The sequence below is a fragment of the Nonomuraea sp. NPDC005730 genome (assembly GCF_040630865.1).
GTDB lineage: Bacteria > Actinomycetota > Actinomycetes > Streptosporangiales > Streptosporangiaceae > Nonomuraea.
Genome location: NZ_JBEXYK010000057.1, coordinates 1 through 25,253 on the forward strand (window position 1 = coordinate 1; position 25,253 = coordinate 25,253).

Annotated in this window: 27 protein-coding genes and 1 pseudogene; 16 read left to right on the plus strand and 12 right to left on the minus strand. The window is 73.8% G+C overall.

Annotated features, from left to right (window positions below; translation table 11 throughout):
* The coding region (locus ABZ444_RS40030) for a hypothetical protein (RefSeq protein WP_358008902.1) at positions 1 to 254 on the minus strand (254 nt) is incomplete at its 3' end.
* A gap of 65 nt (positions 255 to 319) precedes the next feature.
* Here ABZ444_RS40030 and ABZ444_RS40035 point away from each other — a divergent pair.
* The 9 genes from ABZ444_RS40035 to ABZ444_RS40075 all read left to right on the plus strand — a co-directional run bounded on the left by ABZ444_RS40035 (position 320) and on the right by ABZ444_RS40075 (position 8,958).
* Entirely contained in the window at positions 320 to 505 is a 186-nt protein-coding gene (locus ABZ444_RS40035; protein ID WP_357977837.1) for a hypothetical protein, read from the plus strand.
* Between the two features lie 40 nt (positions 506 to 545).
* On the plus strand, positions 546 to 869 hold the full coding sequence (locus tag ABZ444_RS40040; protein ID WP_358008904.1) for a hypothetical protein: 324 nt from the start codon (positions 546 to 548) through the stop codon (positions 867 to 869).
* Between the two features lie 52 nt (positions 870 to 921).
* Complete coding sequence (locus ABZ444_RS40045; protein ID WP_358008906.1) at positions 922 to 3,714, plus strand: AAA family ATPase; 2,793 nt, start codon at positions 922 to 924, stop codon at positions 3,712 to 3,714.
* 3 nt (positions 3,715 to 3,717) lie between these two features.
* A complete protein-coding gene (locus ABZ444_RS40050; RefSeq protein ID WP_358008908.1) occupies positions 3,718 to 4,605 on the plus strand; it encodes an alpha/beta fold hydrolase in 888 nt (295 codons plus the stop codon).
* 36 nt (positions 4,606 to 4,641) lie between these two features.
* A complete protein-coding gene (locus tag ABZ444_RS40055; RefSeq protein ID WP_358008910.1) occupies positions 4,642 to 4,974 on the plus strand; it encodes a hypothetical protein in 333 nt (110 codons plus the stop codon).
* Positions 4,975 to 5,110: 136 nt separating this feature from the next.
* Positions 5,111 to 5,515 (plus strand): YbaB/EbfC family nucleoid-associated protein, encoded by a 405-nt coding sequence (locus ABZ444_RS40060; RefSeq protein ID WP_358008912.1) that lies wholly within the window; start codon positions 5,111 to 5,113, stop codon positions 5,513 to 5,515.
* Positions 5,508 to 5,951 carry a hypothetical protein gene (locus ABZ444_RS40065; RefSeq protein ID WP_358008913.1) on the plus strand — a complete coding sequence of 148 codons (444 nt, stop codon included), beginning with the start codon at positions 5,508 to 5,510 and terminating at the stop codon, positions 5,949 to 5,951. The genes ABZ444_RS40060 and ABZ444_RS40065 overlap by 8 nt, the downstream gene beginning before the upstream one ends.
* 6 nt (positions 5,952 to 5,957) lie before the next feature.
* Positions 5,958 to 8,570 carry an ADP-ribosyltransferase gene (locus tag ABZ444_RS40070; RefSeq protein WP_358008914.1) on the plus strand — a complete coding sequence of 871 codons (2,613 nt, stop codon included), beginning with the start codon at positions 5,958 to 5,960 and terminating at the stop codon, positions 8,568 to 8,570.
* 16 nt (positions 8,571 to 8,586) lie between these two features.
* Entirely contained in the window at positions 8,587 to 8,958 is a 372-nt protein-coding gene (locus ABZ444_RS40075; protein ID WP_358008916.1) for a hypothetical protein, read from the plus strand.
* A 33-nt stretch (positions 8,959 to 8,991) separates the two neighbouring features.
* Here ABZ444_RS40075 and ABZ444_RS40080 read toward each other — a convergent pair whose 3' ends face one another.
* The 5 genes from ABZ444_RS40080 to ABZ444_RS40100 all read right to left on the minus strand — a co-directional run bounded on the left by ABZ444_RS40080 (position 8,992) and on the right by ABZ444_RS40100 (position 14,763).
* Positions 8,992 to 9,216, minus strand: a complete 225-nt coding sequence (locus ABZ444_RS40080) for a hypothetical protein (protein WP_358008918.1) — start codon at positions 9,214 to 9,216, stop codon at positions 8,992 to 8,994.
* A gap of 56 nt (positions 9,217 to 9,272) precedes the next feature.
* Positions 9,273 to 11,084 carry a S9 family peptidase gene (locus ABZ444_RS40085; RefSeq protein ID WP_358008920.1) on the minus strand — a complete coding sequence of 604 codons (1,812 nt, stop codon included), beginning with the start codon at positions 11,082 to 11,084 and terminating at the stop codon, positions 9,273 to 9,275.
* The gene (locus tag ABZ444_RS40090) at positions 11,084 to 12,871 is read right to left on the minus strand and encodes an N-acetylglutaminylglutamine amidotransferase (protein ID WP_358008922.1); all 1,788 of its coding nucleotides are present in this window, start codon (positions 12,869 to 12,871) and stop codon (positions 11,084 to 11,086) included. The genes ABZ444_RS40085 and ABZ444_RS40090 overlap by 1 nt, the downstream gene beginning before the upstream one ends.
* A 31-nt stretch (positions 12,872 to 12,902) precedes the next feature.
* Complete coding sequence (locus tag ABZ444_RS40095; RefSeq protein WP_358008924.1) at positions 12,903 to 14,069, minus strand: glutamate--cysteine ligase; 1,167 nt, start codon at positions 14,067 to 14,069, stop codon at positions 12,903 to 12,905.
* Between the two features lie 103 nt (positions 14,070 to 14,172).
* A complete protein-coding gene (locus tag ABZ444_RS40100; protein WP_358008926.1) occupies positions 14,173 to 14,763 on the minus strand; it encodes an XRE family transcriptional regulator in 591 nt (196 codons plus the stop codon).
* An 88-nt stretch (positions 14,764 to 14,851) separates the two neighbouring features.
* Between ABZ444_RS40100 and ABZ444_RS40105 the strand changes: the two genes are divergently transcribed.
* The 3 genes from ABZ444_RS40105 to ABZ444_RS40115 are packed head-to-tail and all read left to right on the plus strand — an operon-like array spanning position 14,852 to position 17,040.
* Positions 14,852 to 15,463 carry a class I SAM-dependent methyltransferase gene (locus ABZ444_RS40105; protein ID WP_358008928.1) on the plus strand — a complete coding sequence of 204 codons (612 nt, stop codon included), beginning with the start codon at positions 14,852 to 14,854 and terminating at the stop codon, positions 15,461 to 15,463.
* A gap of 33 nt (positions 15,464 to 15,496) precedes the next feature.
* Complete coding sequence (locus tag ABZ444_RS40110) at positions 15,497 to 15,976, plus strand: DinB family protein (protein WP_358008930.1); 480 nt, start codon at positions 15,497 to 15,499, stop codon at positions 15,974 to 15,976.
* Between the two features lie 29 nt (positions 15,977 to 16,005).
* Entirely contained in the window at positions 16,006 to 17,040 is a 1,035-nt protein-coding gene (locus ABZ444_RS40115; RefSeq protein ID WP_358008932.1) for an alpha/beta hydrolase, read from the plus strand.
* Here ABZ444_RS40115 and ABZ444_RS40120 read toward each other — a convergent pair.
* A complete protein-coding gene (locus tag ABZ444_RS40120) occupies positions 16,924 to 17,829 on the minus strand; it encodes a MerR family transcriptional regulator (protein WP_358008934.1) in 906 nt (301 codons plus the stop codon). The genes ABZ444_RS40115 and ABZ444_RS40120 overlap by 117 nt on opposite strands.
* A gap of 22 nt (positions 17,830 to 17,851) precedes the next feature.
* Positions 17,852 to 18,682 (minus strand): alpha/beta hydrolase, encoded by an 831-nt coding sequence (locus ABZ444_RS40125; RefSeq protein ID WP_358008936.1) that lies wholly within the window; start codon positions 18,680 to 18,682, stop codon positions 17,852 to 17,854.
* Positions 18,683 to 18,881: 199 nt separating this feature from the next.
* Between ABZ444_RS40125 and ABZ444_RS40130 the strand changes: the two genes are divergently transcribed.
* Positions 18,882 to 19,199 carry a hypothetical protein gene (locus tag ABZ444_RS40130; RefSeq protein ID WP_358008938.1) on the plus strand — a complete coding sequence of 106 codons (318 nt, stop codon included), beginning with the start codon at positions 18,882 to 18,884 and terminating at the stop codon, positions 19,197 to 19,199.
* A 24-nt stretch (positions 19,200 to 19,223) separates the two neighbouring features.
* On the opposite strand, the gene ABZ444_RS40135 is transcribed toward ABZ444_RS40130, so the two are convergent.
* The 3 genes from ABZ444_RS40135 to ABZ444_RS40145 form a co-directional block, all read right to left on the minus strand.
* Complete coding sequence (locus ABZ444_RS40135; protein ID WP_358008940.1) at positions 19,224 to 20,549, minus strand: serine/threonine-protein kinase; 1,326 nt, start codon at positions 20,547 to 20,549, stop codon at positions 19,224 to 19,226.
* Between the two features lie 76 nt (positions 20,550 to 20,625).
* A complete protein-coding gene (locus ABZ444_RS40140) occupies positions 20,626 to 21,447 on the minus strand; it encodes a helix-turn-helix transcriptional regulator (RefSeq protein ID WP_358008942.1) in 822 nt (273 codons plus the stop codon).
* 133 nt (positions 21,448 to 21,580) lie between these two features.
* Entirely contained in the window at positions 21,581 to 22,078 is a 498-nt protein-coding gene (locus tag ABZ444_RS40145; RefSeq protein WP_358008944.1) for a GyrI-like domain-containing protein, read from the minus strand.
* Between the two features lie 129 nt (positions 22,079 to 22,207).
* Here ABZ444_RS40145 and ABZ444_RS40150 point away from each other — a divergent pair, with 129 nt between their 5' ends.
* Positions 22,208 to 22,633, plus strand: a complete 426-nt coding sequence (locus ABZ444_RS40150) for a nuclear transport factor 2 family protein (protein WP_358008946.1) — start codon at positions 22,208 to 22,210, stop codon at positions 22,631 to 22,633.
* 48 nt (positions 22,634 to 22,681) lie between these two features.
* Here the strand turns inward: ABZ444_RS40150 and ABZ444_RS40155 are convergent, their stop codons facing one another.
* Positions 22,682 to 23,755 carry a DUF2867 domain-containing protein gene (locus ABZ444_RS40155; RefSeq protein WP_358008948.1) on the minus strand — a complete coding sequence of 358 codons (1,074 nt, stop codon included), beginning with the start codon at positions 23,753 to 23,755 and terminating at the stop codon, positions 22,682 to 22,684.
* Positions 23,756 to 23,820: 65 nt separating this feature from the next.
* On the opposite strand from ABZ444_RS40155, the pseudogene ABZ444_RS40160 reads away from it, so the two are divergent.
* Both ABZ444_RS40160 and ABZ444_RS40165 read left to right on the plus strand, forming a co-directional pair.
* Positions 23,821 to 24,006: pseudogene (locus ABZ444_RS40160) on the plus strand (helix-turn-helix domain-containing protein); the annotation flags it as partial.
* 477 nt (positions 24,007 to 24,483) lie between these two features.
* Positions 24,484 to 25,242 (plus strand): class I SAM-dependent methyltransferase, encoded by a 759-nt coding sequence (locus ABZ444_RS40165; protein ID WP_358009032.1) that lies wholly within the window; start codon positions 24,484 to 24,486, stop codon positions 25,240 to 25,242.
* Positions 25,243 to 25,253: the final 11 nt, after the last annotated feature.

The following is a 25,253-nucleotide window of genomic DNA, read 5'->3' on the forward strand; positions in this document are numbered from 1 at the left end:
GCCAGGGCCGCCCGCCGGGTCCGGCCCCGCCGGTGCGCCCGCCCGAACGCCCAGACGACCGCGCCCACGCCGGCCGCCAGCAGCGCCACGCCCGCCAGCGCCTGCGGCGGCCATCCGCGGGCCGCCGCGACGACCGTCGCCGCCGTCACCAGGGCCGCGGCGACCGTGATCGTGATCCCGGCCGTGCTCCGGACGGCCGCGCCGAACAGGAGGGCGACGCCGACGAGCATGCACCACAGCAGAACGGAGCTCACGGCGTCAGGCTAGCTTCCGCGCATCGGCCGCGCCCATGCCCGCGTTCGTTGGCTACCGTCGGGACATGACCCTCTACTGCCTGGCCTGCCTGCAGCAGAAACGTTCCACCGAGGCGTACACGATCATGCGTGGCTACGCGCTCTGCTTCGACCACGTCGAGCAGATCCTGGCCGACCGGCGGATGAGCCACCCGTCGCTGGACGGGTCGGCGTTCCGCAGGGACCTCGCGCGGATCATCGGCCGCGACTGACCCGCTGGCGGCGTACCTTGTACCGCAGGTGCAGCACCGCGTGATCGATCGGAGCGGGCCCTCGACCGGGCCCGGGGACGTTCGCTGGACCTTCGGCCGCGCGTTCCCGGCCGTCGCCGCGATGGCGTGCGCGACCGCGGGCACCTGGTACGAGACCTCCTTGGTGGCGCACGCGCACATCTATCGCGCGGGTGACCTGAGCGCGGGTGAGGGCTTCGCCGGCGCGGTCCGGGTGCTCCTGACGGTGCTCGCCCTCGCCGTCACGCTCGCCGGGCCGGTCGCGCTGACCCTGTACGACCTGGCCACCCAGGGCACCCCTGACGACTGCGTCCTGCCCTGGTGGCCTGCGTGGCTGCCCTCGTAGGACGGTCGCCCGGGGCTCGGCGGGCCCGGCCGCGCACCTACAGTAGGGGCTTGTGCTCTACGGCAGATCTGCGGAAATCAGCGTTCTCGACGAGGTGATCGCGCGCGCCCGCGACGGCGCCGGCGGCGCGGTGGTGTTGCGCGGCGAGGCGGGGGCGGGCAAGACGGCCCTGCTCGACGCGGCGGCCGCGCGCGGCGGCGAGATGCGGGTGTTGCGGCTCACCGGCGTCGAGTCGGAGTCCGACCTGGCGTTCGCGGCGCTGCACCAGCTTCTGTGGCCGGTGACCGGCTCGCCCGACACGCTCGACGCCCTGCCCGAGCCGCAGCGCCTCGCCGTCCGCGCGGCCCTGGGGCTGGCGGCCGGGGGCGCCGGTGACCGGTTCCTGCTGGCGGCCGGCGTGCTCTCGCTGCTGGTCGAGGCCGCCGCGCCGGACGGGCTGGTCTGTGTGGTGGACGACTTCCAGTGGGTCGACCGGGCCTCGGCCGACGCGCTGCTGTTCGCCGCCAGGCGGCTCTCGACGGAACGCGTCGCGATGCTGCTCGCCGTGCGCGGGGACGCCGCGGTCAAGGGCGTGCCGCTGACGGTGGAGGTGCGCGGCCTGGCCGAGACCGCCGCGGACGAGCTGCTGGAGTCCCGGCACGGCGCGCTGCCCGTCCAGGTGCGGCGCGAGCTCGTCACGCTGACCGGCGCGAACCCGCTCGCCCTGCGCGAGATCGCCGCCCGCCTGACGCCCGCCCAGCTCGCCGGACGCGAACCGCTGCCCGACCCGCTGCCCGGCGGCGCCCGGCTGTTCGGCGACCGGGTGGCCGCGTTGTCCGCCGCCGCCCGGCTGGCCGCCCTGGTCGCCGCCGTGGAGGGCGACCTCGACGTGGCCCTTCGCGCCACCGCCCGGCTGCTCGCCGAACGCGCGGGCCGGACCGGCCCGCAAGCCGACCGCCCGGCGCCTGCTTCCGCGGAGGCGGAGGCTGAGGCTGAGGCTGAGGCTGAGGCTGAGGCGACGGCGACGGCGACAGCGACGGAGGCCGGGCGGGCGGCGCTGGCCGAGCTGGAGGAGGGTGGGCTGGTGGAGGTGTCGGGCACCGGCGTGCGCTTCCGCCACCCGCTGATCCGTTCGGCGGTGCACGAGGCGGCCACTGCGGCCGAGGTGCGCCGGGCGCACGCCGTCCTGGCGGAGCTGACCGCCGACGACCGCCGCGCCTGGCACCTGGCCGGGGCCGCCCTGGGCCAGGACGAGGAGGTCGCCGCCGCGCTGGTGGCCGCCGCCGGGCGGGCCCGCGACCGCGGCGGGTACGGCGCCGCCGCGACCGCCCTGGCCAGAGCCGCCGAGCTGACCCCCGAGCCGCGCGCACGGGCCGTCCGGCTGAAGGACGCCGCCGTCGCGGCCTGGCTCGGCGGCCGTCCGGGGCTGGCGGAGTCGCTGCTGGCCGAGGCGCGCGAACGGGCCGGCGGCGACGTCGCCGTGACCATGGAGATCGCCCAGCTCCGGGGCCGGTTCGAGCTGAACTCGGGCAACGCCGCCGAGACCGTGCGGATCCTGGCGGCGGGCGAGAGCCTGGACATGCTGGCCGACGCCTCCGAGGCGGCCGCGTACGTCGGCGACACCGCGATGATCGTCGAGCTCGGCCGGCGGGCCGCCGCGTATCCGGAGGGTTTCCTGCGGGACACGGTGGCCGGCATCGGCCTGACCCTGGGCGGCGACGCCGCCGGGCCCGGCCTGCTGCGCCGGGCGCTGGCGCGGGCCGGCGAGCTGGAGGACCCGGCGGGCCACCTGTGGGCGGCGGCCGCGGCCAGTCAGCTCGGCGAGACGGACCTGGCCGCCGAGCTGAGCGACCGGGCCGGGCAGGTGGCCAGGGTGTCGGGGATGGCGGGGCAGCTGCCGGTGGTGCTGGAGTTCGTGGCGACCGCCGAACGCCTGGCCGGGCGGCTGGCGCGCAGCCAGGCCCTCTCGGAGGAGGGCCTGGAGCTGGCCCGCGAGGCCGGCTACGAGAACACGGTGGCCGCGCATCTGGCCAACCTGGCGGTGGTGGCGGCGCTGCGCGGCGAGGAGGAGGACTGCGAGCGGCAGGCCCGCGCGGCGCTGGCCATCGCCGTCCCCCATCGGGTGGGGCTGCGGGCGGGGGTGGCGGCGTACGCGCGGGCGATGCTCGACCTGTGCCTGGGCCGGCACGCGGCGGCGCGCGACCGGTTCGCGGCCATCGCCGCGGCCGGACCGGGCACCGGGCATCCGGCGGTCGTCTGGCGGACGACCCCCGACCGCGTCGAGGCCGCCGTCGGAGCGGGCGACGAGGCGGGCGCGCGGGCGGCGCTGGAGACGTACGAACGGTGGTCGCGGCACGCGGCGACGCCGGAGTCACGCGCGTTGCTGGCGCGCTGCCGGGGCCTGGCCGAATCGCGCGAGGACGCCTTCGACGAGGCGCTGCGGCTGCACACCAACCCCTTCGAGGCGGCCAGGACGGCCCTGCTGCTGGGCGAGCGGCTGCGCCGCGGGCAACGTCCTGGCCAGGCGCGGGCGCATCTGCGGATGGCGTGGGAGACGTTCGAACGGGCGGGCGCGCGGCCGTGGGCGCGGCGCGCGCAGGAGGAGCTGCGGGCGGCGGGCGAGAGCGGGCCGGCGCCGGCCGCGGCCGTGCTCGACGCGCTGACCCCGCAGGAGTTGCGCATCGCGGGCCTGGTCGCCGACGGGTTGTCGAGCAAGCAGATCGCCGCCCAGCTCTTCCTGAGCCCGCGGACGGTCGAGTACCACCTGTACAAGATCTATCCGAAGCTGGGCATCGGCTCCCGTACGGATCTGGCGCGGCTGGTAGTTCTACAGAAGGCGCCCGTGGCCGGGCCGGGCAAGCTGTGAGGCATGCAAAACGTGAACATCTGGAGTGAAGAGTTCGGCGCCGCCACCGACGAGCCGATCCTGCTGATCATGGGTTCGATGTCGCAGGGCGTCCTGTGGCCGGACGAGTTCGTCGGGCTGCTGACCGCGGGCGGCCGCCGGGTGGTCCGGTACGACCACCGCGACACCGGCATGTCGGACACGGTCGACTTCGCGGCGCACCCGTACACGTGGGACGACATCAAGGACGACGTCTACCGGGTGATGGACGCGCACGGCCTGGACAGCGCGCATCTGGTCTGCCATTCGGCGGGCGGCCTGCTGGGGCAGTTCGTCGCGGTGGAGCGGCCGGAGCGGGTGCGGTCGCTGACGGTCATCGGCTCCTCGCCGCTGGGTGGTGGCGAGGGGCAGGTCATCATGCGGGCGCTGCTGGGGCAGCCGCAGCCGGAGGGCAGCCTGCCGGTGCCCGCGCCGGAGTTCGTGGCCTTCTACCAGGCCCTGATGGCCGCGCCGGCGCCGCGGGACCGGCGGGAGGCGATCGAGGGCATGATCGCCGAGCAGCGCCTGCTGCACGGGACCGGGCTGCCGTTCGACGAGGACACGGCGCGCCGGTTGCAGGAGCGCATCTACGACCGGGCGCGCGACCTGTCGGCGACGGTCAACCATCGGCTGGCGGCGGGCGCCAAGCCGGATTTCGAACCGGTGGGCGTGCTGCACCAGGTCAAGGCGCCGACGCTGGTGATCGAGGGCACTCACGAGCCGGCCAAGCCGGGTCATGGCGCGCTCATCGCCGAGCAGCTGCCGGGGGCCCGGTTGATGATCGTGGAGGGCATGGGGCACACGCTGCCGCCGGAGGTGCACGAGGAGCTGGCCGCCGCCGTCCTCGCGCACACGGCCCCTCGCGATCGCTGACTGGCGGGCTCGCCGATCATGCCCGATGCTGGGCCGGTGATCAGCATCCCGCCGCGTACGGCCACCGACGCCTATTTCACCGAGAGGGGCGGGTCGAGGCGTCTCGACCTCCTCTTCGACATCGATCTCGGCGAGCTGCTGGCGGGCCATCACGTGGTGGCCCGCGGGCTGGAGCCGTCGGAGGGCAGGGCCGCGCACGGGAGCCGTTACCTCGGCGGGGTGGTCCCGCGGTCGGCCCGCCGGTTGAGCATCGGCTTCGAGCCGGCCTGGGGGTGGACGCCGCCGGGGCCGTGGTGCCGGCGGCTGGACGTCGCGCTGCCGGACGGTCCCGTCACGGAGGTGTGGACCGGACCGCGCGAGGCCGATTGACGACCGTTCGGCCGTCGGCGGGCCGGTTTCGGATGCCCTGAACTGCTCGTTTTCCGTCCGTAAAGAGATTTAGTACGGTAGGCGTCCACCTTACAGCTGTGGCAGAAATCGGCCGCTGGTACGAGAGGTACGCCGTTTGAGCGACGAGTTCGGGCTGACCGTCGAAGCGTTGGCCAAGGAGTACAACCGGCAGGCCCGCGAGCTGCGCACGGCGTACGGCAAGTTGTCGGAGCTGGTGGCGACCGCGGAGAGCCGCGACGGCCTGGTCAGCGTGACGGTGGGGCCGCGCGGTCAGGTGCAGGACATCGCGCTGGACCCCCGGGTGTACCGCAAGCTCGCGCCGTCGCAGCTCGCCCGCTCGATCATGGAGCAGATCGGCGCCGCCACCGAGCAGGTGGCCGACCAGACCAAGGAGCTCATGAGGCCGTTCATGCCGCAGGGGCTGCCTCTGGAGGAGGTACTGGGCGAGGGGGCGGGCATCGAGTCGTTCCTGCCGAAGCCCGTGCGGCTTGCGCCGGAGGACGGCGCGGCGCATGAGTGACCCCGGCGGCCAGGGATACAAGGCGGTCTTCAGCGGTCTGCGGCAGCGTTCCGCGCAGGCCGACTCCAGCCTCACAGCCCTGTGGAGCCTGCGCGACGTGTTGCAGGCCGCCTTCTACCGCGAGGGCAACCCGCTGGGCGACGACCATTACGGCGCAGAGCTGGAGAAGAACCGTTACAAGATCGAGGACGCCGTCATCGGCGCCTTCGACAGGTACTACAAGGCGCTGGCGGACATCCGGGACGGGCTCCGGGACAGCGCGAGGAACTACGAGGACGCCGAGGGCTACGGCGACCCGGGTGGCGACGACCCCGGCTATCCGGGCTCGGGCGGCGAGGGCGCTCCGTATCCGCCCCTCGACGGCCAGGTCCCGCCACGCGGGGACATGCCTGCCCAGGGCGACGACCCGTCCCTGCCGATGCTGCCGGGGAGGTGAGCTGCCTTGGGGTTCGACGGTTTCCTCGTCCCTGACTGGGCGAAGCCCTTCATCGGCTACGCCGTCGGCATGGACTGGCCCGAAGGTGACGAGGACGGCTGTTTCCGGCTCGCCGACGCGTGCGTGTCCACCGCGAAGGGCGTGCTGGAGGCGCGGGGCGTGGCGGTCTACAGCCGGCTGGGCGACGACTGGGACGGCGACGCGCTGCGGGAGTTCCTCAAGTACGTCCAGGAGGGGCCCGATCAGCTGCTGGCCGAGCTCATCAGGGAGCTCGTCTCGGCCGCCCTCCACTACAACGATCTCGGCGTCCAGGTCCAGTACACCAAGCGGATGATCGAGGTCTCGGTCTGGTTCCTGATCCTGCAGCTCATCTGGCTGCTGGCGGCGGCGGCCGGCCCCTGGGGACCGGCCGCCATGGCCGTGGCCGGCTCCCGGATCCAGCTGACCCGGCTGGTCATCCGCCAGCTCGGCACGCGGCTGCTGATCAACATCGGGCTGTTCGGCGGCCTGATGGGCGGCATGGACTTCGGGGTGCAGGCCACGCAGTCCCGGCGCGATCACGTCGACTGGGACCAGGTCATGACGTCTGCCGGCACGGGCGCCCTCCTGGGCTTCTTCCTGACGGGCTTCACGGGGATCCTGCCCGCCCGGTCGATGCTCGGCTTGATGGGCCGTTCGGGCCTGGCCAGCATGGCCACGGACGGGTTGACGCAGTTCGCCGGCGGGCAGCCGTTCGACCTGGAGAGGCTGCTCAAGAGCTTCACCTCCGGCGTGGTGGGCGGCGCGGACGCGCACTGGGCGAGCTGGAGCCCGGGAGCGCACGTCAAGCCCGACGCCGGCCCGCCGGTGGACTCCGCCGTGAACTCCACGGTGAACTCCGCGGTGAAGTCCGGTGTGGATTCCGGCGTGGGCTCAGGGGTGAAGTCCGGCGCGGACTCCGGTTCGGCCGCCACGCTTCCTCCCGAGTGGATGGGCGGCCTGTACCAGTCCTACGAATACCAGTCCCCGTCGTCCTCGCACTCGTCCTCTTCGTACAACTCCTCGCACGCCTCCTCCCTGCACGACATCTCCTCGTCGTCGTACACCTCGTCCCACTACGGGGACGGTTCGGCGGGGCTTCCGTCCGGGCACTTCCCGGAGAACACCACGCTGGCCGGCGCGGGCGCCAAGCAGGACCTGTCCTTCGGGAGCGGGCACGACTTCGACGCCCTCCTCAACGACGCGCGGACCGGGGACGGGCCGGCCACCTCGCACGCGGGCGAGGGTGTCCTGCCCGCCGGCGCCAAGCCGCAGGGACCGTTCCGGATCCTGGAGAACCCCGGCAAGTCGGGCGACGGTTACGTGAGCGGGGGCCAGTGGGGCAAGTACGGCGCGGCGGGCGTGCTGATCCGGGGCATCGACCAGCACGGCGAGCCGCGCTACCTGCTCATGCAGCAGAGCGAGTTCGTCTCCAACGCCGGCAGGTGGCAGCTGCCCGGCGGCGCGCTCGACAGCCTGGAGAGCCCCGTGCACGGCGCCGCCCGGGAGATCAGCGAGGAGCTGGGCGTCAACCAGGCCTACCTGAACGAGCTGCAGCTCAAGGGCGAGCACGCCGTGCACGTCGGGGACGGCGGCTGGACGTACACCAACCTGGCCGCCGACGGGCCGATGTTCGCTCCGAAGCTCGACACGTTCGAGGCCAGCGGCGCCAAGTGGTTCACGCTGAAAGAGCTCACCTCGATGGCGAACGACGACAAGCTGCACCCCGCCCTGGCCAAGGCCCTGCCGGACATCCTGGGCCTCTACCACCAGGACGCCGGCCCGCCGAAGGACCACTACACCGCCCCGGACACGGCCGGCCGGATCAAACCCCCGGTGGACTTCGGCGCGCACTCCGGCGACCTGCCCTCCTCCGCCCTGGCCCACGGCAAGGGCGGCGCGCCGCCCGCGTACTCGGGGCTGGTCGGCGACGGGTCGAACCCGTCGCTGGGGCAGACGATCCGGCGTACCGAATCGGGCCTGTACTACACCGCGGCCGCGCCGCACGTCCCCGTGGACGCGCCCTTCGGCTCCCGCGTGGTCTCGCCCACGTTCGGCCAGGCCGTCTGGTCGGACGTCTCGGCCGGGTTGTCCCAAGCCGAGCGCGCCGCGGGCCAGGCCTACTCCGGCAGCGGCTACATCGGGATGAACGACTATCTGCGCAACGGCGACTCCTCCATCGAGGGCCGGACGGCCGAGGAGATCGCCGCGAACAAGGCACTTCTCATCGAACAGATCCAAGCGCTGCAGGGGGTCATGGAACGCCGGCCGGTCCCCGAGACGATCGACGTGTTCCGGACGCTGCAGCTGACCCCGAATCTGTTCACCGTGCCCGTCCACGAGCTGCCGGGAACCGTGCAACGCGACCCCGCCTTCTTCTCGACGAACCTCGGCGACAAGAATGTCTTCCCCGGGGACGTACGGCTGCGCCTGCGCGTACCCGCAGGCACCCCCGCCTTCTACCTGGACCTGATCAGCCACCACCGCGAGAACGAGCTGCTCCTGGGCACCGGCGTGTCGTGGTTCGCCGAGGACGTGCAGCGGAAGGACGGCGAATGGTACGTCTACGCCTGGGTGCTGCCGCCGGAGTCCGGCGGATGACGGGAAGGACGAAGAAGTGTCGCTGAAGGACCAGCCCGAGTTCCGGACCCTCTACGCCCCGGACGCCTACCCCCGCACGACGACGTCCGCGGTCCGCTACGTCCCGGTGCTCAAGGACGACACCGTGATCGGCTACCTGTGGGCCGCCGTCACGGACGACGCGGCCCAGTACGTGCCGCGCGAGCAGGCCGGTGACGCCGCCTTCGACGCCGCCGTGGCGTGGACCCGGCGTCTGCGCTGGGCCAAGGCCAACGACGTCACCCCGTTGCGGGCGTTGCGGCACTGGGCGGGCGAGGCCGAGGACGCGCGCGCCGGCCAGGTTCCGGTGCGTCAGCCGTTCGAGCTGCCTTCCCTGCGCGCGCTGGAGGAGCTGGCCGCGGCCGCCTGACGTCCCGCCGTGCGGCCGCCCACGGGCCGGGCCTCACCGGGTGGGCGCCTGCGCGGGAGCGCCGACGGCCCGGCCGGTGCCGCCCCTGGTCAGGGAGGCGACGACGCCGGTGCCGCCGACTCCGGTGACGACGTCGAGGCCCGCCGCCGCCAGCGCCTCGGCCAGGTAGGCGCTCGTCGCGTGCTCGGCGAAGGCCGGCTCGGGCCGCCGGTGCAGGTCGTGCCGCCAGGCGCGCAGCCGGGTGTCGAGGTCGGTCACGAGCGGGTCCTTCCGTGCCGGTGGAGGCACCATGATGGACGCGTCCGGCCGCCCGATCAATGTGGGGAGGGCCGCAGGTGCTCGTCGAGCCAGTTCAGCACCTTGGAGACGAGGCTGACGCGGTTGGCGCGGTTGCGGATCTCGTGGCCTTCGTCCTCGAAGAGCAGCAGGTCGCAGGGCACCCCGCGGGCGCGGGCCGCCCCGAACGCCTGCCGGGCCTCGTGCACCGGCACGTTGGTGTCCTGCGTCCCGTGCACGACCAGGAGCGGCGCGGCCAGCCGGTCGAAGGCGCGCAGCGGGGACAGGGCGTGCAGCAGGTCGCGGTCCGCCTCCGGGTGCCCGTACTCCGACACCGCCGCGGCGGCGATCCACGGTTCGGTACGGGCGTAGAAGGTCGCGAAATCGGCGATGCCGCTCATGTTCACGCCCGCGCGGAACAGGCGGGGATGGGTGACGAGGGCGGCCAGGGTCAGGTAGCCGCCGTACGACCAGCCCATGCAGGCGAGCCTGGACGGGTCCGCCGCGCCCGTCCGCACCAGCTCGGCGGCGCAGTCGGCGACGTCCTCGACGGCGCGGAAGCGCAGCGCCAGGTCGTCGGCCTGGCGGAAGGCCCGCCCGTACCCGCCCGAACCGCGCACGTTGGGCGCGAGCACCCCGATCCCGGCGGCCAGCAGGTTCTGGTAGAGCGGGTTGAAGGTGGGGCGTTCCTGGTCCTCCGGCCCTCCGTGCAGCGACAGCACGAACGGCGCGGGCCCATGGACGTGCGCGGGCCGGTAGAGCCAGGCGGCCAGCTCCAGCCCGTCGCGGGCCGGGAAGCGCAGCAGCTCGGCGCCGGTCGCGTCCGGCAGCCGCCCGGCCCCGGCGGCGTACCGGTACGTCCCGGAGGTCAGGTCGCACAGCAGCACGTGCGAGGGCTCCTCGGGGCTCTCGGCGGCGAGCACCGCCGTGCCGCCGTCCCAGGCGACGCGGACCGAGGTGACCACGTCGGCGGGTGGCGGCGGAAGCGACCGGACGTGCACGGCGGGGAGCTCCACGACGTCCAGCGCCGAGCGGCCGTGCACGTTCCACAGCAGGACGCCGCGGCGGCCGTCGGCGCTGAGCGCGAACCGGTCCAGCTCGGCGTCCGGCCGCTCGGCCAGCACGACGGGATAGGCGTTGCGCCGCACCGCCAGCAGCGCGGCCCGGTCGCGGCCCGCGTCCGACACCAGGTAGGCGACCTCGCCGTCGGGCGACAGGGCCCCCTGGTCGGTCGAGCCGGGCAGGCCGGGCAGCAGGTCGCGCTCGCCGCCCGGCGGATGACCGGGGACGGCGTCGGCCGCGTACATCCGGCGCAGGCCGCGCGGCCCGCGCCGGAGCAGCATGCGCGCGTGGTCGCGGCTGACCGCGGCCGGCCACAGCAGCTCGCCCGCGGCGATGACCTGGCGCGCGCCGGTGACGGCGTCGGCCAGCTCGGCCCGGGTCAGGCCGGCGGCGGAGGTCTCGGCCACCAGGACCGACTCGCCCCGGCCGGTCCAGCGTACGAGCGCGGCCGACCCGTGCGGCGGGACGGCGAGCGGCCGCAGCTCGCCGCCGTGCGGGCGCACGGTCCACACCTGCGTGTGCTCGCCGCCGCCCGGCGCCACCAGGACCGCCAGCCGCTCCCCGGTGGGCGCCCAGCTCACGTCCACGACCGGCTGGTGGCCGGTGTCGACCGGCCACGCCTCCAGGTCCGCGCCGAGCGGCTGGACCCACACCCGGGGCACGCCGTCCTGGTCGCTGACGAAGGCCACGGCGCTGTTGTCGGGCGCCAGCGCGGGCCGGCGGCAGCTCCAGGCGCGCAGTGCGGCGCCCGACGGCAGGTGCGACAGGTCGCCGAGGATGTCCGGCATCACATCTGGTGGGCCTGGAGCCACAGTTCGAGCAGGCCGATCTGCCAGAGCGTGTTGACGCCGGTCGTCGCCCTGTCGGACTCGGGGTCGGCCAGCAGCCGCCGCACGAACTCCGGCCGGAACAGGCCCCGCGCGCGGGCGGCCCGGCTGGTGAGGGCGTCCCGGACGAGGTCGAGCAGGGCCCCTTCGACGTGCCGGACGGCGGGCACCGGGAAGTAGCCCTTGGGCCGGTCGATGATCTGCGCGGGCAGCAACCGGCGGGCGGCGTCCTTGAGCACGCCCTTGCCGCCGTGGGCCAGCTTGAGCCCGTCGGGGCAGGCGGCGGCCAGCTCGACCAGGTCGTGGTCGAGGAACGGCGTGCGGGCCTCCAACCCGTGGGCCATGGTCATGTTGTCGACGCGTTTGACCGGGTCGTCGATCAGCATGGCCGTGGTCTCCAGGCGCAGCACGGCGTCGAGCGCGGTGTCGGCGCCCGGCCGCGCCACGTGTTCCCGGACGAAGTTGCCGCTGACGTCCCGCTCCAGCAGGTAGCCGGGCGCCAGGACGCCGGACAGCTCGTGGTGCGGGCGGTCGGCGAACTCCCTGATGTAGACCTCGGCCGCCCGCTCGCGCGGCACGCCCGCCAGCGGCGGGAACCAGCTGTAACCGGCGAACACCTCGTCGGCGCCCTGGCCCGACTGCACGACCTTCACGTGCCGGGCGACCTCCTGCGACAGCAGGTAGAAGGCGACGCAGTCGTGGCTGGCCATCGGCTCGCTCATGGCGCCCACCGCCCGTTCCAGCCCGTCGAGCAGGCGCTCGTCGGGGATCCGGATGCGGTGGTGGTCGGTGCCGAACCGGCCGGCGACCAGGTCGGAGTAGGCGAACTCGTCCCCCTTCTCGCCGCCGGCCGGCTCGAAGCCGATGCTGAACGTGGTCAGGCCGCTCTGCCCCTCCTCGGCCAGCAGCGCCACGATGAGGCTGGAGTCCAGGCCGCCGGAGAGCAGCACGCCGACCGGCACGTCGGCGACCATCCGGCGGCGCACCGCCGTGCGCAGGGCGTCCAGGGTGGCCCGGCGCCACTCCTGCTCGCTCAGCCCCGCGTGCTCGGGAAGGGCGGAGCGGGTGTAGGACGGCTCCCAGTAGCGGTGGTCGGTGCTCGTGCCGTCCGCCTCGACGACCCGGACGGTGGCCGCCGGCAGCTTGCGCACGCCGGCGAGGATCGTGCGCTCGCCGGGCACGAGCGAGTGGAAGGTCATGTAGTGGTGCAGCGCCATCCGGTCGATGCCGGTGTCCAGGCCCCCGCCCGCGGCCAGCGCGGGCAGGGTCGAGGCGAAGCGCAGGCGGCGGGCGTCGTGGCTGACGTACATGGGCTTGATGCCGAGCCGGTCGCGGCCGAGCACCAGCCGGCCGCTGTCACGCTCGTGGATCGCGAAGGCGAACATGCCCTTGAACCGGCCGACGCACCCGGCGCCCCACCGGTGGTACGCCTTGAGCAGCACCTCGGTGTCGGAGGTGGAGTAGAACCGGTAGCCCGCGCCGCGCAACTCCTCGCGCAGCTCGCGATAGTTGTACAGGCAGCCGTTGAACACCACCGCCAGGCCGAGCCCGGCGTCCACCATCGGCTGGGCGGCCTTCTCCGACAGGTCGATGATCTTGAGCCGCCGGTGGCCCATCGCGACGGCCCCCTGTGCCCACAGGCCGGAGCCGTCCGGCCCGCGGTCGTGCATCGCGTCGGTCATCCGGCCCACCGCGCCGATGTCGGCTTCCTCGCCGTCGAACCTGAACTCGCCGCTCAGCCCGCACATGCCGCCACCCCCGCCTCGCAACCGCCGGCCATCAGGCCGCCGGCCGGTACGAAGGGAGGTCGTGGTCCCCCGTCGGCCGGTCCCACTCGCACGTGCGGGTCTCGCTGAGCACCAGGTCGACCACGTCCGCCAGGCTGCCCCGCTCGGCGTACGCCGCCCGCTGGCGGGCCGCCGACGTGCCCGTCTGCAGGACCTGCCGGGTCAGCCTCGTCACCAGCTCCCAGTCACCGGCCGCCTCCAGTTGCGGGCGCAGGCTCGTCACCAGGTCCTCGACCACCTCCTTGGCCGGGCGCGGCACGCCCTCCACCGGGTCGACCAGGTCACCCTCCAGCCCCCACCGGGCCGCCTGCCAGCTCGCCGCGCGCGCCGCCTCCACCTGCACCTCCGGCCCAGGACCGCGGCGCGCCGCGGCCACCTCCCTGGCCACCAGCGCCCGGAACAGCCCGGCGATCAGCACGACGTCCTCCACCCGGGGGCAGGCGTCGCAGATCCGCAGCTCCACCGTCGGCACGTGTTGCGAGGGCCGGACGTCGAAATAGAGCATCCCCGCGTCGCTGATCACCCCGGACCGGATCAGGCCCCGCACCATCTCCTGGTACTCGGCCGCCGAGCCGAACTTGCCGATCGGCCCCGTCGTCGGCCACCGCTGCCAGACCAGCGTGCGATAGCTGGCGTAGCCGGTGTCGGCGCCGTCCCAGAACGGCGAGCTGGCGCTGAGTGCCAGCAGCGGCGCCAGCCAGGGCGTCAGCCGGTGCGCCACCGCGACCGCCAGGTCCGGGTCGGGCACCTCCGCGTGCACGTGCGTGCCGCAGATGAGCTGCTCACGGGTCAGCACCTGGAAGTCGCTGAGCATCTTCTCGTAACGCTGGTCGGGGAACACCTTCACCTCGTCGAGGTCGGCGAGCTGCGGCGTGCCGACCGCCGCGATCCCCAGCCCCAGCTCGTCGGCGGTGGAGATCAGCTTGCGCCGCAGGCGGCACACGTCGCGGGCCAGGTCGTCCAGGGCCAGGAACGGCGCGCTGTTGGCCTCGACCATCGACCGCTGCAGCTCGTGCGTGAAGCTCTCCTCGGGCAGCGCGCTCAGCAGCGCCCCCGCCCGCGCGGTCACCCGGCGTGTGGTCGCGTCGACGATGTGGTACTCCTCCTCCACACCGACCCGGATCGCTCCCCCGGACCCCTCCACGGTCACCACTCCCATCACTAGGCACTCGAAGCCACCCCCTTCTCCCCCGAAAACGGGCTTCAGCACCTGTTGACCTCCACAAATGAAGGTCAGGCCGCAAATGCGGCCCGTCGGATGCTCAGTGGGCGGGCCGGTGGGGGTCGGCGTGGAGGTGGGTGCGCATGCCCTGGGGGTCGAACAGGATGAGCAGCTCGACCGTGCCGCCGTCGGCGCTGCCCAGCCAGTGGGGCATGGACGTGTCGAACTCGGCCGCCTCGCCGACCGGCAGCGTGAGGTCGCGGTCGCCGAGGACGAGCCGCAGGCGCCCGGTGAGGACGTAGAGCCATTCGAAGCCGTCGTGGGTCTGCGGGGTCGGTTCGAGCGGTCCCGGCCGCGCGGGGATGATCATCTTGAACGCGTGGACCCCGCCCGGCCGCCGGGACAGCGGCACGAAGGTCATCCCGAACCGGGTGATCGGCTTGAGGTGGATCCGGGGGTCGCCGGTGCGCGGGGCGCCGACCAGGTCGTCGAGCGGGACGTCGTAGACGCGGGCCAGCGGGAGCAGCAGCTCCAGCGTCGCCCGGCGCTGCCCGCTCTCCAGCCGCGACAGCGTGCTCTCCGAGACGCCGGTCGTGGTCGCGAGCTCGGCGAGGGTGATGCCGCGGTGACGACGCAGGGCCCGAAGGCGCGGCCCCACCGCGCCCAGCACCTCGTCCATGTCGTCGTGCACGACGGCCATCTTGCCATAACCGCAAGTTTTCGTGCCAGATCGGCGGCCGGCTGGTCGGATTGCTCCCACACCCACGGAAGGAGCACCCATGAGCACGTTCTGGGACGGCGTGTACGCCGCCCGTCCCCCGGCGGCCGATCCGCGGCCGAACGTCCGCCTCACCGAGGTGGTCGCGGATCTCCCGCCGGGCGACGCGCTGGACCTGGGATGCGGCGCGGGCGGCGACGCCCTGTGGCTGGCCCGGCGGGGCTGGCGGGTCACCGCCGCCGACGTCTCGGCCGTGGCGGTCGAGCGGCTGGCCGCCCTGGCCCGCGGGCACGGCCTGGCCGACCGGCTCACCCCCGTACGGCATGACCTGGGCACGTCCTTCCCCGCCGGGGAGTTCGACCTGATCTGCGCCCACTACCTGCACACCCCGGGCGACCTGGACCGGGCGAGCGTCCTGCGCGCGGCCGCCCGCGCCCTGCGCCCCGGCGGCCGGTTGCTGGTCGTCGACCACGGCTCGACCGCGCCCTGGTCGTGGAACCAGGACCCCGGCGTACGGCACCCGGGCCCGCGCGAGGTGGCCGCGGACCTCGCCCTGGACGCGGCGGCCTGGACGACCGAGCGCGCCGACGCGCCCCGCCGGACCGCCACCGGGCCGGACGGCCGCACCGCCGAGGTCACCGACCACGTCCTCGTGCTCCGCCGCACCGCCTGACCACCACGAAGACGACCACGAAAGGAGACGACCGTGCGCCGCCGCGACACCCCGCCGCCCCGCACCGGAGGCAGCGAGATCGAGACCCTGCGCGGCTTCCTCGACTACCTGCGCTCCTCGATCGCCGCGAAGGTCGAGGACGCCCCGGAACCGCAGGTGAGGACCGCCGCCGTGCCCTCGGGCACGAACCTGCTCGGCCTGCTCCACCACGTCACCCACGTCGAACGCGCGATCTTCCTCGGCGCGGAGGTCACCGCCTGGCCCGCGACCTTCCACGCCGACCCTGCGGACGGCGTGGCCGAGGTCGTCGCCCGCTACCGGGCGGCGGTCGAGCAGGCGAACGCCGTGCTCGACACCTGCTCCGACCCCGGCGCGCCGGTCCCCCGCCCGCGGCCGGGCCGGCCCGCCCCCAGCGTGCGCTGGGCGCTCACCCACATGATCGAGGAGACCGGCCGGCACGCGGGCCACGCCGACATCCTCCGCGAACTGATCGACGGCAGCACCGGCCGTTGACGCCGCCACTCTCCTCAGGACAGGACCACATGACCACCGCTCCACGGCCGTCGCCGGGCCGCCTCGCCCGATCCGCGCGCACGGCGGCGACCGTCGCGCTCGCCCTCCTGCTCCCGCTGGCCGCCGCCTGTTCGACGCCGGCCGCCGCTCCCCCGCCCGCCGCCGCCTCCCACACCACCGCCACCCGGGACGACCCGCGGTTCGGCAAGACGTTCCGGCACGAGTTCGCCGAGGTGGACGGCGTGCGCATGCACTACGTGAAGGGCGGGACCGGCACGCCGGTGGTGCTGATCCACGGCTGGCCCCAGACCTGGTACGGCTGGTGGCCGATCATGCCGGACCTGGCCCGGCACCACACCGTCTACGCCGTGGACCTGCCGGGCCTGGGCGACAGCGAAGGCTCGCCCACCGGGTACGACAAGGCCACGCTGGCGCGGTACGTGCACAGGCTGATCGCCGAGCGGCTCGGGATCCGGGACGCCGCCGTCGTCGGCCACGACTTCGGCGCCGCGGTGGCGTTCCAGTACGCGAGCCGGTTCCCCGCCGACACCGCCCGCCTCGGCTACCTGGACCTGCCGCTGCCCGGCCCGGCCGTCGACGCGGCCACGTACCGGTCGCTGAGCTGGCACATCGCCTTCCACTCCCAGCGCCGGGTGCCCGAGGCGGTGGTGGGCGACGACGTCCGCGAGTACCTGGCGCTGTTCTATCCCCAGGTCTCCTACGGCGGAACGGCGTTCGGCGGCACCTCGGAACGCTCCCCGTTCACCGAGGCCGAGGTCACCGAGTACGCCCGGACCTACAGCCGGCCGCAGGCCCTGTCGGGCGGCTTCGAGCTCTACCGCGCCCTGGACCAGGACGTGCGCGACACGACGGCGGCGCCGCCGGTACGCGTCCCGGCGCTGCTCATGACCGCCCAGGGGCAGCTCGACGCGATCCGGGCCACGGTGTCACCGCGCCTGACCAGGATCGTCCGCGCGGTGGACGTCCCGCGCGCCGGGCACTGGCTCGTCGAGGAGAACCCCGGTTTCGTCACCGCGGAGCTGGAGCGCTTCCTCGACGGCTGACCCGGCCGACGCCCAGGACGGCGGGTCCACCCGCGCCAGTTTGCTCCAGCCGGTCCAGCCGCGCCGGCGCAGCAGCCCGATCAGCCGGCGGGCGGGCGGGACGGCGTCGAACGCCAGGGCGTCCATCAGGCGGACGAACTGCGGCTCCACGTCGAGGTCGTCGACGTAGCCCGCGCCCCGCTCGCCGGTCAGCCGGGTGAGGCAGGCGGCCAGCTCGTCGGCCAGCTCAGCCAGCCGCGGGTCGTCGGCGGACAGCGTGAGTGCCTGGCCCAGGATGCGGAAGAAGCCGACGAAGTCGGGGTCGGCGAGCTGCTCCCGTTTACGGGCCATCCATTCCGGCACGCGTCCGGGCGAGTGCGCGGCCAGCAGGATCCAGCCGTCGCGTTCGGCGTGGACGATGTGCTCGTCCACGCCGAGGGCCCGCAGCCGGTCGAGGTAGCCGACCACCTCCGGCGGCAGCGCCAGGCCGTCCCCGGCGGCCAGCCGGGCGATCCGCTCCCGGTGGCGCTGCTGCCGCCGGATCTCCGCGCGCAGCCGCCGGTCGATGTCGGCGAGCGCGGCGGCGAACTCCTCCTCGCCGGCGCGCAGCAGCTCCCGCACCCGCGCGAGCGGCACCCCGGCCTCGGCGAGGGTCCGGATCCTGATCAGCTCGACCACGGCGGCGGCGTCGTACCTGCGGTAGCCGTGGCGGTCGCGCTCGGGCTCCGGCAGCAGTCCCTTGGCGTGGTAGTGCCGCACCGCCCGCACGGTCACCGCCGCGTACGAGGCCAGTTCGCCGATCGTCAGCATGGGTCCAGCCTTCCAGGGGTCGTCAAGAAGCCGCCTTCCGGATGATCCGGGCGATCTCGGCGGCGTGCGTGAAGACCAGCCCGTGGTCGGCGTCGAGCCAGGTCGTGGCGATGCGCGGCTCACTCCGGGCGAGCCGCTCGATCCCGGCCCGCCAGTTCCGGTTGAACCGCGCGGCGTGCCCGCCGTCGCCTACTTCCTCCGTCGGGGCTTCCCCCGCCATCGAGGCCGACATGATCATGCTGATCGGCCGGTCGATCATGCGGTACCGGGACAGGATCACGGACCGGACCACGTCGATCTCGACGTTCAGGTCGAGGATCTGCCGCGCGGTGAGCAGCACCTGGCGCGGGGTGCCGCGCCGGCTCTGCTGCTGCGCCGCCAGCTGCGCCCACATCGCGCGGAACTCCGGCAGGACGTCCTCGGTGAGGAACGGCTCGGGCACCGGGTTCGCCCCGTCGATCAGGACGAGCCCGGCGACGCTCCCGGGATGCCCGGCGGCGTGGTGCACGGCCAGGTCGGCGCCCAGCGAGTACCCCACGAGCACGGGGGCCTGGTCGAGGCCGAGCCGTCCCACCCGGGCCATCACGGCGTCCAGGTCGCCGAGGAACGCCTCGAAGGAGTACCGGTCCGCGGCCGGGGTGCGGCCGTGGCCGCGCAGGTCGAAGGTCACCACGTCGTGGTCGCGCCGCAGCAGCCCGATCAGTTCGCGCAGGTCGGCTCGGGTCGAGTTCAGCCCGGGGCACAGCACCAGCGGACGGCCCCGCCCGCCGCGGGACAGCGGGATCGCGAGGCCGTCGTGATGGGCCGTCAGCTCGCCGGACGGCGGGCGGTTCGTACTGGTCGTCGTGGTCATGCCACCATGCTGGGACATTGACCCTGCGTCAGGGGAAGAGCGCCGGACGCGGCCCGGAGGACGCGCGTTCTCCCGGTCCGGCATGATCCTGCTAGCCTGATCGCCGTTTCTGCCGGAGGGCGGGAGCCGAGACGATCGTGTGCCCCGGCCGCGGCGAGCCGCTCGGCCCACCCCGCCATGGAGTCTGGGGCGACTGACGATGAGCGCGGAAGAGGATTTCCTGCAGGTCGGCGCCGAGCTGGCCGACCTGGGGGTGCAGATCTCCAGAATGATGGGGAGGCCGGCGCTCAAGGATCAGGCGGGCAAGGTCTTCGCCAGCCTGCAGCGTGACGGCGCGATGGTGTTCCGGCTGGTCAGGGACACCCCTGAGCACGCGGCCGCGCTGGAGCTGGCCGGGGCGTGCCTGTTCGATCCCTCGGGAAAGGGCAGGGCGGTCAAGGACTGGGTGGTCGTGCCGCACTCCTCGGCCGAGAAGTGGACGGATCTGGCCGAGGCCGCCCTCAGCCGGCCCCGCTGACCGGCGGACGAGGACGGGGCGCCCCTACGACGGGTGTGCCCGGCGCCTCGACTCCCAGGCCCAACCGGCCGTGAGCACCAAGGCGGACGTGATCACGATCAACGGGATCACCCAGATGCGGTCGCCACGCCCGACGCCGGCCATGGCCAGGAACACGGCGATGCCGTCGAAGGCGAGCGCCACGGCACCGGCCCCGGCGAGGAACCCGGCGGCGCCCCCGGCGACCGCGACGGTCGTACCGGTGACCGGCGCCAGGAGCCGGGCGACCCGGGCGCACAGCAGGCCGGCCAGGCCGGCGTCGACGACGAGGACGGCCGCGAGGGCGGCGCCCCAACGGTGTCCCGTCACCAGCGAGCTCATGTAGTCCCAGGGGTCGTCGGCTTCAATGAGGCCGAGCACCTTCGTGAGGCCGAGCACCGCCAGTACGGCGACGGCCGCCGTCATCACCGTGACGGCCCTGCGCTGCCACCCCCGCGCGGGGATCTCGGCGGGAGGCAGGACCTTGGTGCGGTCCCCGGCATCGACCCGGCCCGGCTGCTGCCCGCCGAGCAGGGCCGGCGCCTCCTCGGCGGTCGGCCGGCCGTGCGGCTCCTTGTCGAGCAGCCGGGTGATGAGCGGCGCGAGCCGGCCGGCCCGGCGTGGCGGCGGGGGCTCCTCCAGCAGGACGGCGGTCAGCGTCGCCGGCTGGGTGTCGCGGCGGAACGGCGAGACGCCCTCGACGGCCTGGTAGAGGGTCACGCCGAGGGAGAACAGGTCACCGGCCGGGAGCCCGTCGGCGCCGCGCAGCCGTTCGGGGGCCGTGTACTCGGGTGAGCCGACGAGCATCCCGGCGGTCGTCAGGGCGGTGTCGGCGGTGTGGACGGCGATGCCGAAGTCGGTGAGCAGCACCTTGCCGTCCGTGGCGAGCATGACGTTGGCCGGTTTGACGTCGCGGTGCACGATCCCGGCCCGGTGCGCCGCGCCGAGCGCCGCCAGCAGCCCGGCGGCCAGCTGTGCGACGCGGTCCACCGGCAACGGCCCGTGCGTGTCGAGGTGCTCCTGCAGTGACCGGCCCTCGACCAGCTCCATCACGATCCAGGGCAGCCCGTCCTGGACGATGTCGTGGACGGCGACGACGTTCTCGTGCGCCCGCAGCCGGACGGCGTTGCGCGCCTCGCGGGCGGTGCGCTCCAGCCGCCTGTCCTGCTCCGCCTGCGGCAGGCCGGGCGGCAGCCGCAGTTCCTTGATCGCCACCTCGACGTCCAGGACCTGGTCGTGGGCGCGCCAGACCTGCCCGAACCCGCCGGCGCCAAGAAGGGCGACCAGCCGGTAACGTCCGCCGACCAGGTGACCAGGCTGCGCCGATGTCATGACCATCCGCCCTCTTGCCCTGCATGACGGTGATCACAATAGCCACCGGACGGGTGCCCGGCGGGTCACATGACGATCAGGGTTCGCCGGAGTCGAGGCGGGCGCGCAGGGCGCTGGGCGTCTCGGCGAGATGCTTGCGGACCGTCCGGGTCAGGTGCGCGTGGTCGGCGAAGCCGTACATGGTGGCCAGCTCGGCGAGCTGGGCGCCGCCGTCGGCCAGGTGCTCCAGCACGGCCCGCACCCTCAGCTCGTTGCGGTACTCGCTGATCGTGCGCCCGGTGACGTGGCGGAAGATCCGGCCGACGTGTTTGGGCGAGGCGCCGACCAGCCGCGCCAGGTCCTCGACTCCGTCGTTGAGATGACCGCAGGAGAGCGCTTCCTGCAGGGCGACGGTCATGCGGCGGTGGATCACCCGCGTCGTGGGCGGCATGCCGGGGCCGGGCCGCTCGGTCCGGGGCGGGAGGGCCGCCAGCAGGCTCTGCACCCGTTCGCCCACCTCCAGGCGGTCGGCGCCCTTCCTGCAGGCGGACAGCTGCTCGCGATGGCGCAGGTCGAGCAGGGCGGTGATCGCCAGCATCCAGCCCGGGGCGCCCTGGACGCCCGCGACGTGCTCGTCGTAGGCGTCGGGGGTCAACGCGATCCAGGTGTAGCGGATCTCGCCCGCCGACGGATAGGCGAAGCGTTCCTCCAGCCCTTCGCTGGTCACGTAGCCGCCGGCCGCGTCGAGGAAGGAGTCCTGCCCCGACGCGTGCCGGCGGAAGCCACCCATCCGCATCAGCACCACGGCGTGGCCGACGTCCGGAGCCCAGGGCGACCAGCCCTTGACCTGCCCTCCACTGCGCATGTCATGGACGGACACGCCCAAGCCGGGATCCTTGCCGAGCTCCTGTCGCCACATGACATCCAGACTCGCCGCCCGATCGCCCTCACCGGCGCCGAGATCATCGCGATTCGGCAACACCTGGGCCGGGCGCGCGATCGCCGGCGGAGCGCGACGCCGGCGCCGGGGCTCCGGCGGCGGACGGCCGGCGTCAGCGAATCGGCTGGATCAGCTGGGTGCGCCAGGTCTCAGGGGCCGGCCAGCTCGCCGGATCGGGCTGCGCGTCGAGGTCGAACCAGTGGTAGATCTCCCACGCCCCGCCGTCGGGCTCGCGGTCGTGCTCCTTCAGCCATGCGTCCAGCAGGGCGTAGGTCTCGCCCAGACTGTCGTGCGATCCGAGGTGCCAGGTGGCGACGGCCGTGCCGCCCGGCAGTTCGGCGGCGGCGACACGTCCCGCGCTGACCGGGCGTCCGGCCACGGGCACGCCCACCTCCACGTCCGTCTTGCCGTCGGTGAAGGTGTGGTACCTGACGAAGGGCTGTCCATCCACTCTCACGCCGGACTCCTGGGTGTACTTCCACAGTTCCGCGAACCCTTCGCCCTGAGCCTCCGCCAGGCGGGCGATCGCGACCGTCGTCCTGATGCTCACCGTGGTCCGGGGATCGCGCTGGAGGATCTCGAACGTGGGCCCGTGCGGCTGTTGCGTCATCGTCGTCCTTTCCTGGGCGGCTGGTCGCGTCTCATCCTGTCCGAACCGGTCGGGGCGAGGCTTGAACATCGGTGCGCGACTCGCTTCCGTATGGTGTACGGTACGTCGTACGATTTGAGGAGGAGCAGCATGTACCAGCCGAGCGCCGAGGAACTGAGGAACATCGACGATTGGTTCGCCGCCTACGACGCGCTGGCCGAGGAGGGCGCGATCGAGCGGCTCGCCGACCTGGCGGTCTTCCCGATGAACGTGGCCACCGACGTGCCCGACGGCCACGCGAGCGTCGCCCAGTGGACGCGGGCCGAGTACGTCGAGGGCATGAAGCAGTCCATGGGCGGCGGCACCGCCGGGCTCGACCTGCGCTCGACGCGCACCCCGCGCTTCGTCAGCCGGAACCTGGTGGTCGTCGAGACCGAGGCGACGATGACGATCGAGGGCGAGGAGCACCGCATGCACTACGCCGACCTGCTGGTGCGCACCGAGGACGGGTGGGCGTTCCAGACCATGGTCCAGGGCGGCTGGGGGCACGGCTGGCCGTCCGCCAGGCGCGGCTGACCCTGCCGCCCCCGGTCAGGGCGCGGCTCCGGCAGACCTGACCGGGCGCTACCGGACGCCGCCGCGGGTCATCCTCGCGGCGGCGTCGCGGAGCACCTCGGGAGCCAGCCGGCGATGGATCGCCGACAGGGGCGGCCACACGACGCGCCCGAGGCGCCGGTCGTGGCGCAGGAGGGTGGTCAGCGACACCCGCCCGTCCGCCGCCCGTACGACGAGGTTGGCGGTCAGGAACCAGGACGCGGTCTCCAGCCGGATCCAGTCGTCGCCACGTGCGGCGATCCGCCACCCGGCCACGGTGGCGGGCGATCGACCGGGGACGAGCCGGAGCCCCAGGAGACCCCGCCAGATGAACCGCTCCGCCGCGCCGGGCACGTCGCCGAACATCGCCCGCGCCCACCGCTCCGCCGTCGCCCCGGCATCCGCGGCGTCCGTGGCGAGGGCGTCGGTGGCGAGGGCGAAGTGGTCGGCGTAGTCGACGACGGGCAAGGAGCTCAGCGCGCGGACGGACGGCGGGAGGTCGCCCGTCCCGACGACGGACTCCAGGACGCCCGCGGCACGCTCCCGCCAGGCGCGCTCCAGCCGCCGGACGAAGGCGGGCAGGACGAGGGCCCGGCGGAACGGCGTGATGGCGGCCATGTAGCACCGTCCGAGCAGGCCGTCGGGGCGTACGAGGACCGCCATCCGGAGCTCGTGCCCGCCGCCGGCGGCCGGCGCCCACGCCAGGTGCATCACCGCGTGCACGGTGCGGTTCGCCAGCTCCAGCGCGCATTCGTCGTCCAGCGCGTAGACCGGGGAGAAGGGCGCCAGGCCGGCGTCGGAGCCGCGCGGGGCCCGGCGCAGGTCGGCGGGCAGGCGGTCGCACAACGACGGGACGCGCCCTCCGACGCCCGCCGACGGCCCGTCCCAGCCGAACAGGGCGCCCAGCTTCCAGCGCACCGCGAGCAGCAGCCGCAGCGGCAGGGGGCCGCCGCCGGCGTCGCGCATCGCGGCGAGCACCGCGGAGAAGTCCTCCCGTCCGGCGCCCGGGGTGCGGATCAGCCAGACGTCCTCCAGCTCGAAACCTGCGGCGATGTCGTGGATGCGCCAGGGCCGGCCGGTGTGGGCGGCGTTCGCCAGCCTCATGATCCCTCCAGATCTATACGCTGCCGTATATACTGAGGTAACCACGGTTATACGGTGGCGTATATATGCATTCGAGTGAGGTGGCACACACTGTGGGCGCGGTCCGTACGACACGTGAGGGGTGGATCGAGGAGGGGTTGCGGGCGCTGGCCGCCGGCGGCCCCGACGCCGTGCGCGTGGAGGCGCTGGCCAAGCGGCTCGGCGTCACCAAGGGCGGGTTCTACGGGTACTTCGCCGACCGCGAGGCGCTCCTTGAGGCGATGCTGGACACCTGGGAGCGGGAGAGCACCGACGAGGTGATCGAGCGCGTCGAACGCGAGGGCGGCGACCCGAAGACCAAGATCAGGCGCGCGGGCGTGCTCACCTTCTCCGGCGACCGCCTGCTGCCCATCGACCTCGCCGTCCGCGACTGGGCCAGGCGCGACGAGGGGGTCGCCGAACGCCTGCGGCGGGTGGACGACCGGCGCATGGCGCTGCTGCGCGAGATGATCGGCAGCTTCTGCTCCGACCCCGAGGAGGTCGAGGCCCGCAGCCTCCTCGCCTTCTGCGTGGCGATCGGCGCACACTTCCTGGCCGCCGACCACGGTGGCCGCACCCGGGCGCAGGTGCTCGCCCGGGTGGCCGGCCTGCTGCTCGACAAGGCGGAGGACCAGCCGGGCCTCGCGGACGTGCGCCCGGCCGCGGCAAAGCAGCCGTATCTCTGCGCACCTCATGACATGCGGGCCAAAATGGCCCATATGACGATCATGCCCGAGAACCGTGTCGCGGATTCACCCGAGAGCAACGCCTACGACGCGATCGCCGAAGGTTACACGGCCGAGAACGAGACCAGCCTCGTGAACGCGTACTACGAGCGGCCCGCGATGCTGGAGCTCGCCGGGGACGTGACCGGCCGGCGCATCCTCGACGCGGGCTGCGGCTCGGGCCCCCTGTTCGCCGAGCTGCGCGATCGAGGCGCCGTCGTCACCGGGATCGACGCGAGCGCCGGGATGCTGGAGATGGCCCGGCGGAGGCTGGGCGCCGACGCGGACCTGCGGGTCGCCGACCTGGCCGACCCGCTGCCCTTTCCCGACGACACCTTCGACGACGTCGTCGCGTCGCTGGTGCTGCACTACCTGAAGGACTGGGGGCCGGCGCTGGGCGAACTGCGACGCGTGCTGCGGCCCGGCGGCCGGCTCCTCGTCTCGGTCGATCATCCCTTCGCCATCACCCTCACGCAGCACAAGGCCGGCGAGAGGCCCGCTTACTTCGGAACCCGTAACCGGGTCGAGGAATGGACCATGGGCGGGCAGACCAGCCGGCTCAGCTTCTGGGACCGGCCGCTGCACGCGATGACCGAGGCCTTCACCACGGCGGGCTTCCGCATCGGCGTCATCAGCGAACCGCCGTACGTGCCGGAGGCCCGCGAGCTGTTCCCCGAGGAGCTCCGCGAGATCACCGGCGCGCGGTTCCTGAGCTTCCTGTTCTTCGTCCTGGAAGCCGGCTGAAGCGGCCCGGC